Source organism: Kribbella sp. NPDC051936, assembly GCF_040680955.1.
Classification (GTDB): Bacteria; Actinomycetota; Actinomycetes; order Propionibacteriales; family Kribbellaceae; genus Kribbella.
Genome location: NZ_JBFAXS010000002.1, coordinates 28,129 through 39,441 on the forward strand (window position 1 = coordinate 28,129; position 11,313 = coordinate 39,441).

An 11,313-nucleotide genomic window follows, 5' to 3' on the forward strand; every position below is an offset into this window, starting at 1 on the left:
GCTAGAGCTCCCGGGCCGCGGTGGCGATCACGTCGTCGAGCACGGCCCGGGACGTGGCCAGGTCGGCGATCATCCGGTCGATGCGATCCCGCTCGGCGGTCAGCTCGACGACCAGCTCCGGCGTGGCCCGCTCGTTCGGGCCGCCGTCGGGGTCGCGCATACACGGCAACAGCTGCGCGATCTTCTTGCTGTGCAGCCCGGCCGCGAACAGCTCCTGGATCAGGATCACCCGGTCGACGGCGCGCTCGGCGTACTCACGCTGTCCGCCCGCCGTCCGCTCCGAGACGAGCAGCCCCTGCGCCTCGTAGTACCGCAGCGACCGCACGCTCACCCCGGTCCGGTCGGCCAGCTCCCCGATCCGCACGGCCACCTCCGGGACTTGAACCTGACACTGATGTCAGACTCTACCGTCCCGGTATGACGCTCTACGACTACAGCCCGCTCCCCTCCCGGCCCCGCCTGATCTGGCCCGACGGCAAGCGCGTCGCATTTTACGTCGGCCTCAACATCGAGCACTTCCTCCCCGGCAAGCCGTCCACGAGCATCTGGCCGCTCGACCTCGATCCCGATCCGCTCAACCACGGCTGGCGGGAGTACGGCGCCCGGGTCGGGATCTGGCGCACCATCGACATCCTCGACCGGTACGGCGTCCGCGCGAGCGCCCTGGTCAACTCCGACGTCGCCGAGCACAATCCGCAGATCGTCAAGGCCGGCGTCGAACGCGACTGGGCCTGGCTCGCCCACGGCCGGACCAACACGGTCCTGCACACCGGATACGAGGCCGACGAGGAGCGACGCGTCCTCACCGAGATCACCGACACCATCGAGACCGCCACCGGTCAGCGCCCCAAGGGCTGGATGGGCCCCGCCCTGACCGAGACGCACAACACGCCGCAACTGCTCTCCGAGCTCGGCTACCAGTACGTCCTCGACTGGACCAACGACGACCAGCCGTACCGCCTCAACGTCCCCGGCATGCTCAGCGTGCCGTACACCGTGGAGCTCAACGACCTCGGCCTGTTCCTCCGCGGCCTCAGCGGCCCGGACTTCCTGCAGATGGTGAAGGACCAGTACGACGTCCTGCGCGACGAATCCGCGGACACCGGGCGGGTGATGGCTCTCGCGCTGCACCCGTTCGTCATCGGGCAGCCGTTCCGGGCGAAGTACCTGGACCTCGCGCTCCGGTACATCGCCGCGCAGCCCGACGTCTGGATGACCACCAGCGACGAGATCGCCGCGCACTACGCGGCGGCGTAACCACAGCGGGGTGTGGACCGTTGTTACCAACGGGTTTATTCTCGACCGGACAACTGGGGGGTGACGGTCCGCCGTCACCGCAAGCACGGGGAGCAACGACATGCGCAGGCGCGACGAGCGGGGCGGTAGCTCGGTCCCGGCGCTGGCCGTGCTCGTGCTCCTCGGCGTGGTCGCCACCGTCGGCATCCTCGGCAACAAGAAGCACGAGACCGTCGACCTCACCACGCTGACCGCTTCGACGACCGCCACGACCATCACCACCGCACCCCTGGACGGCGAGCCGTACGCCGGCACCACCGGTCTGGTCGTGCACCCGCGGACCGAGGCCGCGCTCTACAGCGCCCCGGACGCGGACGCTTTCGGCAAGATCGGCCCGACCCAGTTCGGGCCGACCTGGCTGCCGGTGGTGGAGCAGACCGACGGCTGGGTCCGCGTCCTGCTCCCCTCCAAGCCGAACCGGTCCACCGGCTGGCTCCGGGACGACGACCTCGACCGGGCCACCTCGTCGTACCTGATCCGCGTGCACACCAGCTCGCGGAGGCTCGAACTGTTCCTGAACGACAAGAGCCTCGGCAGCTGGAAGGCCGGGGTCGGCGCGCAGAAGACGCCGACGCCGCCCGGCCGGACGTTCCTGCTCGGCTCGATCATCGACCACAAACGCTCCGCCTCGCCGATCGTGCTGCCGCTGGGTGCGCACAGTCCCACCTTGGACACGTTCGGTGGCGGACCTGGTACGGTCGCGATCCACGGCTGGCCCGATCCGCAGGTGTTTGGGGCCGCCATCAGCGCCGGCTGCGTCCGGGTGCCGCGCACCGCACTGGCCCATCTGCAGAAGGTTCCGCTCGGGACGCTCGTCCTGATCGACAGCAAATAAGGAGATCCGATGCGACGACCATTGAGGGGGCGTCTGACGCCGACCGTGCTGACGGCCGCGGCCGTGGCGGGCGTCGTGACGTTCAGCCTGGTCGCGAGCGCCCCCGTCGGCAACGCGGCGGCCCGCCCGTCCTCGGCGTACGCCGTGAGCGCCGAAGGCCAGGTGCCGATCCCGAAGACGCCGTACGCCGAGTCGCTCGACGGCAAGCGGCACACGACGTCCGCGCTCGAGCTCCCGAAGAACCCGCTGCTCTCGGTCCGGGCCGGTACGGCGACCGCGGGCAACGACTCGGCCTCGGTCGAGCTGTTCGACATCGTCGTCGGCCCGGACATCCTCAGCCAGGTGACCATCCCGGCGGAGCTGAAGAACCAGTGCACATCGCTGCCGACGACCGGCGCCGACAACCTGCCGATCCCGGACATCGCGCTGCCCGACCTCGGCCTGCCGCTGCCGCAGCTGAGCACCAAGGACCTGCCGGTGAAGAACCTGCCGGACCTGTGCAACCTGCTGCTGAACCCGCCGAAGTCGCTGCTCGGCATCGACTCGCTGAACGTCTGGTGCTCCGGTGACACCGGCGGCGTCGACATCGGCTCGCTGACGCTGCTCGGCCGCACCATCAAGGCGCCGAGCACCAAGCAGGGCGCGTCGCTGCCGTCGAACCCGCTGGCGACCATCAAGGTCAACAGTCAGGGCAAGCACTCCGACGGCGCGTTCACGGTGACGGGCCTGAGCATCGACCTCGGCGGCGGGACCGAGGTCATCACGCTCGCCTCGGCCACCTGCGCCACGCCCGCCGCGAAGCCCAAGCCCACCCCGAAGCCGAGCCCGCCGGTCGAGGCCCCGGCGCAGGTCAACACCCCGCCGGCGGCCCCCGTCCCGACACCGGTCAAGACCCACCACCCGGTCACCGGCTGACAGCAGCCCCTTGGCTAGAGCTTCACGCCCAGTAAGGCATCACAGGCCTGAGCGATGAGGGCGGGGGCCTCATGGTCCTCGCCCTCGCTCTCGGCCCATGCGTCGACAGCTGCCAACGCACCGGCGGTGTCCAAGTCGTTGGTGAGCGCCTCCCGTACGGCGTCAACCGCAGCCGCCCCGTCCGGCCCAGAGCCACGCCCGATCGCCCCCCGCCACACGTCCAGCCGCGCCTGCGCATCCGTCAGATCCGACGCGGTCCAGAACCAGTCCGTGCGGTAGTGGTGCGTCAGCAGCGCCAACCGGATCGCCATCGGATCAGCGCCGGCCGTCCGCTCCTTCGACACCAGCACCAGATTGCCCTTGGACTTCGACATCTTCTCGCCGTCCAGCCCGACCATCGCCTGGTGCACGTACGCCCGCGCGAACGGGTACTCCCGCGTCGCGACCTGCGCCCCGCTCGCGGACATCTCGTGGTGCGGGAAGATCAGGTCCGACCCCCCGCCCTGGACGTCGAACGTCATGCCGAGGTACTTCAGCGCGATCGCCGAACACTCGACGTGCCACCCCGGCCGGCCGCGGCCGAGCGCGGAGTCCCACGCCGGCTCCCCCGGCCGCTCGTGCCGCCACAGCAAGCTGTCGAGCGGGTCCTGCTTGCCCTCGCGGTCCGGGTCGCCGCCGCGCTCCGCGAACAGCTCGCGCATCGTCTCGCGGTCGTAGTTCGACACACTGCCGAACGCCGGGTCCGCCTTCACCGCGAAGTACAGGTCGCCGTCGACGGAGTAGACCGCGTCCGCGCGGCGCAGGTCCTCGACCGCGCTCGCGACCAGGTCGATCGACTCGACCACGCCGATGTAGTGCTGCGGCGGGATCACCCGCAGCGCGGTCATGTCGTCGCGGAACAGCTGGATCTCCTGCGCCGCGAGGTCGGTCCACTCGACACCGGTCGCGGTCGCGCGCTCCAGCAGCGGGTCGTCGACGTCGGTGATGTTCTGCGTGTACGAGACGTCGTACCCGGCGTCGCGCCACAGCCGGTTGATCAGGTCGAACGTGACGTACGTCGCCGCGTGGCCCATGTGCGTCGCGTCGTACGGCGTGATGCCGCACACGTACATCCGGGCCGTCCCGCCGCCGCCCGGCGGGACCTCGACCAGGCCGCGCGACGCGGTGTCGTAGAGGCGTAGCCGCCGGGCCGGGCCCGGTACGACCGGGATGTCTGGTTTCGTCCACGCCTGCATGTGTCGGAGCTTATGCCAGTCCGATTTTCAATGACGCGACACGGTTCCATTCCGTGGTCCGGACGGCGACGTGCACCCCGGCGGCCGCTAATCTCGCCGAACGATGAGTGCAGACTTCAGTCCCGAGCTCCAGGCGTACGGCGGCTGGATCGCCGCCGCCGCGATCCAGCAGCAGGACCTGTTCAACGACGTGGTCGGACCGGACTCGCTGGAGGCCGACCTGGACGCACGCACGCTCAGCAGCGAGCGCGGCGTACTGGGCGGGATCTCCCTGCTCGGGAGCTTCTCGGAGCTCGACCGGACCTGGCTGTGGGGCTGGGCGAACCCGGGGTTCGGCCCGGACGCGCCCGCGGTCGCGCCGACGCTCGCGATCCGCGAGTTCGGCGAGCGGCACGGGATCTCCGAGTTCACCACCGACAGCCCGGACCTCGGCGGGTTCGAGCAGCCCGCACAGGCGGCGATCACGCTGGCGATCGCCGCCGGGTCGGTGCTCGGCGGCCGCGGAGTCTGGTCGACGGCGATCAACGAGGGTCGCGGGCACGTGTACCTGCACGTCGCCGACGAGCAACTGCCGCGGGCCGACTTCGACGCGATCGCCACGCCGCGGCTGCTGATGACCGCGGTCAGCGTCTTCCCCGCCGACCACCGCCAGATCGTCCGCGGCTACCTGCAGCACTTCGGCCTGCGGTACGACGAGAGCGCGGACGCGATCCGCGGCACGGCGCCGGACGGCGGGCCGGTCGTGGTCGAGTTCGACGACCTCGGCCGGATCGGCAACATCAGCGTGCAGCCGCGGTCCTAGAAGGCCGGCCAGGGGATCGCCGGCCAGTCCTCGCTCGGGTACGGGAAAGTTCCGGACTTGAGCAGGGTCGAGCAGCGCTCCCGGGTCGCGGTCAGCTCGACGGCGGTGACGAGCTCGCACAGTTGCTGCCCGAGACCGCCGGCCAGCTGATCCGCCAGCCGCCGGACGTCGTCCAGCACGTCCGCCGGGATCGGCTCACCGGCCCAGCCCCAAAGGACCGTACGGAGCTTGTCGTCGGCGTTGAACGTGACGCCGTGGTCCACGCCGAACACGCGCCCGTCGCCCGGGTTCAGCACGTGGCCGCCCTTGCGGTCGGCATTGTTGACCACGGCATCGAACACCGCCATCCGCCGCAACGCGTCGGTGTCGGCGTGCACGAGCGTGACCGGGTTGTGGCGGCCGTCGAGCGCGTCCAGGACACCCACCCAGCCGTCAGGGACGCGGCCCTGCGGCACGATGTCGACCAGCTCGGTCTCCCCCGCGCCGAGCTCGGCCTCGTCGATCCACAGCTGGACCATGCCTTCGCCTAGCGGCCCGTCGCGCAGCAGCGTCGGCGGCACGATCGACCAGCCGAGCGCCTCGGACACGACGTACGCCGCGAACTCGCGCTGGGCGAGCGTGCCGTCCGGGAAGTCCCACAGCGGCCGCTCCCCCTCAACCGGCTTGTAGACCACCGTTGCGGTGTCGCCGGCCAGGCTGACCGAGCCCTGGTAGGTGCCGTTCGAGGCCGCGACCAGGCGGCCGTGCAACGACAGCTCCCCGAGGGCGAGCAGCTCCGGGTCGGCGCTCATCGTGGCGTCATTCCGGCAGGTGCCTGCGGTAGCCGTTGGCCCGCGGGCAGATGTGACCGTCGGCGTCGATCGGCCGCCCGCAGAACGGGCAGCTCGGCCGCCCGGACGCGACCAGCGCGACCGCCCGGCGGGCGAACGCCCGGGCCTGCTCCTCGGTGATCCGGACGACGAACACCTCGGCGTCCTCGGACTCCATCGCCGCGGCCACCGGGTCCGTCTCCTCCAGGTCCGCCTGGTCGCCGGTGACGACCGCGAAGACCTCGATCACGACCCGCTCTGCGTCGGCCTCCCAGGCCAGCGTCATGGTGCCGGCCCGGAACTCCTCCTCGATCGGCTGCTCGAGCGGCGCGGTGTCGTCGACCGCGGTCTGCGTGACCGGGTCGCGGTCGAACCGCCGCGCAACCTCGTCCAGCATCACGTCCAGCCGCTCGGCGAGGGCCATCACCTGTTCCTTCTCGCACGCCACCGAGGTGAGCCGGTGCCCGGCCCGGGCCTGCAGGAAGAACGTCCTCGCACCGGGTTCGCCCACGGTGCCGGCGACGAACCGCTCGGGGTCGTCGTAGGAGTGCACAACTCGCGCCATACCCAGACCCTATTACCGTCCACCGACCACAGCGTCCGAGGACTGCTTCTTGGGCTTGCCTTTCGCTGACGGCTTAGGGACCAGCGAAGCCAGTTCACTGCCGGAATCGTTCAGCCGGACCAGGAACGGGCGGGTCTTGGTGTAGGTGATGATCGTGGTCGACGCGGTGTCCACGACGATCCGCTGGAACGTGTCCAGGTGCTGACCGAGCGCGTCCGCGACGATCGCCTTGATCACGTCGCCGTGCGAGACCGCGACCCAGATCGCGTTGTCACCGTGGCTTTTGGCCAGCTCCGCGTCGTGCCCGCGGACGGCGTCGACCGCACGCTGCTGCATCGCCCGCATCGACTCGCCGCCCGGGAACGTGACCGCGGACGGGTGCTGCTGCACGACCGCCCACAGCGGGTCCTTCGCCAGCGTCGCGATCTTCTGTCCGGTCCAGTCGCCGTACCCGCACTCGGTCAGCCGGCGATCCGTTGCCGGACGCAACCCGTTGTGCTGCTTCGCGATCGCGGCCGCGGTCTGCTTGCAGCGCTCGAGCGGGGAGGTGACGATCGCGGCCAGTGGCAGCTCGGCGAGCCGCTGCGCGACCGCCGCGGCCTGCTGGACGCCGGTATCGTCCAGCTTCACGCCGGGCGTCCGGCCCGCCAGCGTGCCGGACGTGTTCGCGGAGCTACGACCGTGGCGAACCAGGATCACGGTGGGCATGGAGTGCACGTTATCCCGTCCGCGCAAGTCCTGACGCCGTACCCGATGCCATGATGGTGACGTGATCGTGGACTGCGGGGTGTACGCCGAGGGGGAACGGCAGGACCTGCCCAAGGATCCCGAGACCGTTGCCGACGCCATCAAGGACACCGACGGCCGGGCCGGCAGCTTCGGCTGGATCGGCTTGCACGAGCCGTCGGACGCCGAGATGGCGCGGGTGCAGCGGCTGTTCGGCCTGCACGATCTCGCGGTCGAGGACGCGCTGCAGCTCCACCAGCGCCCGAAGGTCGAGCGGTTCGGCGACACGCTGCTCGTCGTCCTGCGGACGCTCTGGTACGTCGACGAGGGCGACGCCGTCGAGACCGGGCAGGTGACCGCCTTCGTCGGACCGCGGTACGTCGTGACCGTGCGGCACGGGAAAGGCGGCGAACTGGCCACCACCCGGCACGAGCTCGAGGAGCGGGCCTCGATGCTCGGGCACGGCCCGGCCGCGGTGCTCTGGGCGGTCTCGGACGCGATCGTCGACGACTACGAGCGGGTCGCCGAGCAGGTCGAGATCGACGTCGACGAGATCGAGAGCTCGGTGTTCTCCCCCGAGCGCACCAGCGACGCGGAGCGGATCTACCGGCTGAAGCGCGAGGTGCTCGAGATGCGCCGCGCGATCGACCCGCTGCGGGAGCCGATGGAGCAGTTCGCGCACGGCGGCGGCGGACTCGGTCCGAAGGCCGGCCCGTTCTTCCGCGACGTCGCCGACCACCTCAGCCGGGTCTCCGACCAGGCCGAGGCGATCGACACCCTGCTCACGTCCGCCCTCAACGCGCACCTCGCCCGCGTCTCGGTCCAGCAGAACGACGACATGCGCAAGATCTCCGCCTGGGTCGCCATCGCCGCCGTACCGACGATGCTGGCCGGCATCTACGGCATGAACTTCGACAACATGCCCGAACTCCGCTGGCACTTCGGCTACTACGCCGTCCTCCTCCTGATGGCCCTCGTCTGCTTCACCATGTACCGCTTCTTCCGAAAGGTCGGCTGGCTCTAGCTAGCGCCTAGGTCGCGGTGATCGTGCTGGTGGCCAGGAGGATGATCAGGACGATGCCGAGGAGGACGCGGTAGAAGGCGAAGACCTCGATCGAGTGTTTCGCGACGAAGCGGAGCAGCCAGGCGACCGACGCGTAGGCGACGACGAAGCTGACGATCGTGCCGACGATCAGCGGGACGGCGCCGACGTCGCCGCTGAGGGCGTCCTTCAGCTCGTAGATGCCCGCGCCGACCAGGGCCGGAATGCCGAGCAGGAAGGAGACCCGCGTGGCGGCGACCCGGTCGAGGCCGCGGAACAGGCCGGCCGAGATCGTCGCCCCGGAGCGGGACACGCCGGGGATCAGCGCGAGGCACTGGACGACACCCATCACGATCGCGTCGACCATCGTGATCCGGGTGAGTGGTCTCGACTTGGAGCCGAGCCGCTCGGCCGCGACCATCACGATCGCCCAGCCGATCAGTGCGCCGGCCACCCACCAGAGGCTGCGCAGCGGCCCCGAGATCAGGTCCCGGCCCAGGAAGCCGACGATCACGATCGGCGTCGAACCGACGATCACGTACCAGCCCATCCGGTGGTCGAACTCGCCGCGGTGTTCGGGCTTGACCAACCCGCGGACCCAGGCGACGGCGATCCGCCGGATGTCCTGCAGGAAGTAGAGCACCACGGCCGCGATCGCGCCGATCTGGATCACCGCGGTGAACCCGGTGATCGACGGGTCGTCGATCTTCAGCCCGAGCATCTTCGCGACGATGGTCAGGTGCCCGGTGCTGGAGACCGGGAGGAATTCGGTCAGCCCCTCGACGATGCCGAGGATGATGGAGTCCCAGATCGTCATCAGTGGCCGGCTCCGGACAGTTCCAGCGCCTCCGCGGCGGTCCGCAGGTCGGCGATCCGCTGCTCGACGGTCGGCGCGAACGGCGTCAGCGACACGGTCGTCGCGCCCGCCTCGGCGTACGCCGTGAGCTTCTCGGCGATCCGCTCCTTGCCGCCGAGCAGCGAGATCGAGTCCAGGAAGCCGAACGGTACGGCGGCCATCGCCTCGCGGTGCTTCTTGGCCAGGTACAGGTCCTGGATCTCCTTCGCCTCGTCGGCGTACCCCATCCGCACCGCGAGCGCGTTGTAGAAGTTCTTCTCCCGGCTGCCCATGCCGCCGACGTACAGCGCGGCGTACCCGCGGACCGGGTCGGCGGCGGCCTGGATGTCGTCCCCGGTCATCAGCGGGGTGGTGACCACGACGTCGAACCCGTCGAGGTCCTCCTGACGGTTCTGACGGGCGGCACGGCCCGTCCTGATGTGCGCCAACTGCTCTCCAAGGAAGCCTGGGTCGTTGAGGATCCCGAGCCAGCCGTCGGCGATCTCGCCGGCCAGCTCGAGGTTCTTCGGGCCGACCGCGGCCAGGTACACCGGCACGTGGTCGCGGATCGGCCGCACGGTCAGTTTCAGCGCCTTGCCCGGCCCGTCGGGCAGCGGGAGGGTGAAGTACTTCCCCCCGTACACCACCGTCTCGCGCCGCAGGGCCGCGTTCACGATGTCAACGTACTCACGGGTCCTGAGCAGAGGCTGAGAAAACCGGACGCCGTGCCAGCCCTCCGACACCTGCGGCCCGGACACGCCGAGGCCGAGCCGGAACCGGCCGTTCGACAGCCGGTCGAGGGTGGCCGCGGTCATCGCGGTCATCGCCGGCGTCCGGGCCGGGATCTGGAACACGGCCGCGCCGACGTCGATCGTGGTGGTCTGGGCGGCGATCCAGCTGAGCAGCGTGGCGGCGTCCGAGCCGTACGCCTCCGCGGCCCAGGTGACCGAGAATCCGAGTGCCTCGGCCTCCTTCACCAGCCTCAGGTGGTCCAGATGGTCGTCGCCGCCGTAGACGAAGCCGATGTTCAGTCCGAGTCGCATGACTGGCGAGCCTAGCGAGCCGTTGTCGGTGGCTCGCAATAGGCTCGGTGCATGCAGCAGCGCTATCTCGGTCACAGTGGCCTGGCGGTGAGCAGGCTCGGCCTGGGCACCATGTCGTGGGGCCGGGACACCGACGAGCACGAGGCGCGCGAGCAGCTCGCCGCGTTCGTGTCCGCGGGCGGCACGCTGATCGACACCGCGGCGGCGTACGGCGACGGCGACAGCGAGCTGCTGATCGGGTCGCTGCTCGGCGACGTGGTGGACCGCGACGACCTGGTGATCGCGACCAAGGCCGGGTTCAGCGTCCGCCGGGGCGAGCGGATCACCGACACCTCCCGAGGCGCGCTGCTGCGCGATCTCGAGGGCTCGCTGCGGCGGATGAAGGTCGACCACATCGACCTCTGGCAGCTGCACACCTGGTCCGACGACGTGCCGCTGGAGGAGACGCTGTCGGCGCTCGATCACGCCGTCAGCTCCGGCAAGGTGCGGTATGTCGGCGTGTCGAACTACGCCGGCTGGAAGTCGGCCCGCGCGGTCACCTGGCAGCAGGCCTGGCCGGGGCGCGCGGTGCCGGTCAGCAACCAGGTCGAGTACTCGCTGCTCGCCCGCGACGCCGAGGTGGACGCCCTGCGCGCCGCCGCCGGCCTCGGGATCGGGGTCCTCGCCTGGTCCCCGCTCGGCCGCGGTGTGCTGACCGGGAAGTATCGCACGGGCATCCCGGCGGACTCCCGCGCGGCGTCCCAACATCTGTCCAGATTCGTCGACCCCTATCTCGACGCCCGGGCTTCGGGCATCGTGGAAGCGGTCGCACGAGCCGCCGACGGGCTCGGCTGGACCCCGCTCGAGGTGGCGCTCACCTGGGTGCGGGACCGGCCGGGGGTGTCGGCGGCGATAGTCGGGGCCCGGACGGCACTGCAACTGAAGTCGGTTCTGGGTGTGGAGGAGCTCACATTGCCGCCCGCCATCGTCGCGGCACTGGAGGATGTTTCCTGAGGGCGTAGTACTGGAGGTGCGGATGGCCGAATACGAACTGCAGCAGTTCGAGGTGTCCAGGACGGAGTCGCGCGGTGCGGTGCGCAAGCTGCTCACCGAGCACGCGGAGTACGGCGGGTGGGAGCTGGCCAGGCTCCGGCGCTACCCGGACGGATCGCGGCGCGTCTGGTTGCGCCGCCGCATCATCCGCGTGATGCGGACCCTCTGACCGGCCCGG

The 11,313-nt window shown here is 70.4% G+C and carries 14 protein-coding genes; 7 read left to right on the forward strand and 7 right to left on the reverse strand.

Annotated elements, in window-relative coordinates; genetic code table 11:
- Nucleotide 1: 1 nt before the first annotated feature.
- Nucleotides 2–364 carry a MerR family transcriptional regulator gene (locus AB0L64_RS05850; RefSeq protein ID WP_355692412.1) on the reverse strand — a complete coding sequence of 121 codons (363 nt, stop codon included), beginning with the start codon at nucleotides 362–364 and terminating at the stop codon, nucleotides 2–4.
- Between the two features lie 53 nt (nucleotides 365–417).
- On the opposite strand from AB0L64_RS05850, the gene AB0L64_RS05855 reads away from it, so the two are divergent.
- From AB0L64_RS05855 to AB0L64_RS05865, 3 genes are all read left to right on the forward strand, one after another.
- On the forward strand, nucleotides 418–1,257 hold the full coding sequence (locus AB0L64_RS05855; protein WP_363708167.1) for a polysaccharide deacetylase family protein: 840 nt from the start codon (nucleotides 418–420) through the stop codon (nucleotides 1,255–1,257).
- A 100-nt stretch (nucleotides 1,258–1,357) separates the two neighbouring features.
- Nucleotides 1,358–2,131 (forward strand): L,D-transpeptidase, encoded by a 774-nt coding sequence (locus tag AB0L64_RS05860; protein ID WP_363708169.1) that lies wholly within the window; start codon nucleotides 1,358–1,360, stop codon nucleotides 2,129–2,131.
- Nucleotides 2,132–2,140: 9 nt separating this feature from the next.
- Nucleotides 2,141–3,046, forward strand: a complete 906-nt coding sequence (locus AB0L64_RS05865; RefSeq protein ID WP_363708171.1) for a hypothetical protein — start codon at nucleotides 2,141–2,143, stop codon at nucleotides 3,044–3,046.
- A 14-nt stretch (nucleotides 3,047–3,060) separates the two neighbouring features.
- Here the strand turns inward: AB0L64_RS05865 and mshC are convergent, their stop codons facing one another.
- Entirely contained in the window at nucleotides 3,061–4,281 is a 1,221-nt protein-coding gene (gene mshC, locus AB0L64_RS05870) for a cysteine--1-D-myo-inosityl 2-amino-2-deoxy-alpha-D-glucopyranoside ligase (protein WP_363708173.1), read from the reverse strand.
- Nucleotides 4,282–4,384: 103 nt separating this feature from the next.
- Here mshC and AB0L64_RS05875 point away from each other — a divergent pair, with 103 nt between their 5' ends.
- On the forward strand, nucleotides 4,385–5,083 hold the full coding sequence (locus AB0L64_RS05875; RefSeq protein WP_363708175.1) for a DUF6882 domain-containing protein: 699 nt from the start codon (nucleotides 4,385–4,387) through the stop codon (nucleotides 5,081–5,083).
- Here the strand turns inward: AB0L64_RS05875 and AB0L64_RS05880 are convergent.
- Genes AB0L64_RS05880 through AB0L64_RS05890 form a run of 3 tightly spaced genes read right to left on the reverse strand, consistent with a single transcriptional unit; the run spans nucleotide 5,080 to nucleotide 7,165 of the window.
- Nucleotides 5,080–5,874 (reverse strand): SCO1664 family protein, encoded by a 795-nt coding sequence (locus AB0L64_RS05880; RefSeq protein ID WP_363708177.1) that lies wholly within the window; start codon nucleotides 5,872–5,874, stop codon nucleotides 5,080–5,082. The genes AB0L64_RS05875 and AB0L64_RS05880 overlap by 4 nt on opposite strands.
- A gap of 7 nt (nucleotides 5,875–5,881) precedes the next feature.
- Complete coding sequence (locus AB0L64_RS05885; protein WP_363708179.1) at nucleotides 5,882–6,457, reverse strand: DUF3090 family protein; 576 nt, start codon at nucleotides 6,455–6,457, stop codon at nucleotides 5,882–5,884.
- Nucleotides 6,458–6,469: 12 nt separating this feature from the next.
- On the reverse strand, nucleotides 6,470–7,165 hold the full coding sequence (locus AB0L64_RS05890) for a histidine phosphatase family protein (protein ID WP_363708181.1): 696 nt from the start codon (nucleotides 7,163–7,165) through the stop codon (nucleotides 6,470–6,472).
- A gap of 61 nt (nucleotides 7,166–7,226) precedes the next feature.
- Between AB0L64_RS05890 and AB0L64_RS05895 the strand changes: the two genes are divergently transcribed.
- Nucleotides 7,227–8,207, forward strand: coding sequence for a magnesium and cobalt transport protein CorA (locus AB0L64_RS05895; RefSeq protein WP_363708183.1), 981 nt, complete (start codon nucleotides 7,227–7,229; stop codon nucleotides 8,205–8,207).
- Between the two features lie 7 nt (nucleotides 8,208–8,214).
- On the opposite strand, the gene AB0L64_RS05900 is transcribed toward AB0L64_RS05895, so the two are convergent.
- Both AB0L64_RS05900 and AB0L64_RS05905 read right to left on the reverse strand, forming a co-directional pair.
- Nucleotides 8,215–9,042: an undecaprenyl-diphosphate phosphatase gene (locus AB0L64_RS05900; RefSeq protein WP_363708185.1), complete on the reverse strand. Its 828-nt coding sequence runs from the start codon at nucleotides 9,040–9,042 to the stop codon at nucleotides 8,215–8,217.
- Nucleotides 9,042–10,103: an LLM class F420-dependent oxidoreductase gene (locus AB0L64_RS05905; protein ID WP_363708187.1), complete on the reverse strand. Its 1,062-nt coding sequence runs from the start codon at nucleotides 10,101–10,103 to the stop codon at nucleotides 9,042–9,044. The genes AB0L64_RS05900 and AB0L64_RS05905 overlap by 1 nt, the downstream gene beginning before the upstream one ends.
- A gap of 51 nt (nucleotides 10,104–10,154) precedes the next feature.
- Here AB0L64_RS05905 and AB0L64_RS05910 point away from each other — a divergent pair, with 51 nt between their 5' ends.
- Both AB0L64_RS05910 and AB0L64_RS05915 read left to right on the forward strand, forming a co-directional pair.
- A complete protein-coding gene (locus AB0L64_RS05910; protein ID WP_355480620.1) occupies nucleotides 10,155–11,096 on the forward strand; it encodes an aldo/keto reductase in 942 nt (313 codons plus the stop codon).
- Nucleotides 11,097–11,118: 22 nt separating this feature from the next.
- On the forward strand, nucleotides 11,119–11,304 hold the full coding sequence (locus AB0L64_RS05915; protein WP_130385444.1) for a DUF5703 family protein: 186 nt from the start codon (nucleotides 11,119–11,121) through the stop codon (nucleotides 11,302–11,304).
- The last annotated feature ends 9 nt before the right edge of the window (nucleotides 11,305–11,313 follow it).

Bases quoted from the DNA above. Each gene is read 5' to 3' on its own strand.
- AB0L64_RS05855 (WP_363708167.1), top strand. From the start codon at position 418: ATGACGCTCTACGACTACAGCCCGCTCCCCTCCCGGCCCCGCCTGATC.
- AB0L64_RS05860 (WP_363708169.1), top strand. From the start codon at position 1,358: ATGCGCAGGCGCGACGAGCGGGGCGGTAGCTCGGTCCCGGCGCTGGCC.
- AB0L64_RS05865 (WP_363708171.1), top strand. From the start codon at position 2,141: ATGCGACGACCATTGAGGGGGCGTCTGACGCCGACCGTGCTGACGGCC.
- mshC (WP_363708173.1), bottom strand. From the start codon at position 4,281: ATGCAGGCGTGGACGAAACCAGACATCCCGGTCGTACCGGGCCCGGCC.
- AB0L64_RS05875 (WP_363708175.1), top strand. From the start codon at position 4,385: ATGAGTGCAGACTTCAGTCCCGAGCTCCAGGCGTACGGCGGCTGGATC.
- AB0L64_RS05880 (WP_363708177.1), bottom strand. From the start codon at position 5,874: ATGAGCGCCGACCCGGAGCTGCTCGCCCTCGGGGAGCTGTCGTTGCAC.
- AB0L64_RS05885 (WP_363708179.1), bottom strand. From the start codon at position 6,457: ATGGCGCGAGTTGTGCACTCCTACGACGACCCCGAGCGGTTCGTCGCC.
- AB0L64_RS05890 (WP_363708181.1), bottom strand. From the start codon at position 7,165: ATGCCCACCGTGATCCTGGTTCGCCACGGTCGTAGCTCCGCGAACACG.
- AB0L64_RS05900 (WP_363708185.1), bottom strand. From the start codon at position 9,042: ATGACGATCTGGGACTCCATCATCCTCGGCATCGTCGAGGGGCTGACC.
- AB0L64_RS05905 (WP_363708187.1), bottom strand. From the start codon at position 10,103: ATGCGACTCGGACTGAACATCGGCTTCGTCTACGGCGGCGACGACCAT.
- AB0L64_RS05910 (WP_355480620.1), top strand. From the start codon at position 10,155: ATGCAGCAGCGCTATCTCGGTCACAGTGGCCTGGCGGTGAGCAGGCTC.
- AB0L64_RS05915 (WP_130385444.1), top strand. From the start codon at position 11,119: ATGGCCGAATACGAACTGCAGCAGTTCGAGGTGTCCAGGACGGAGTCG.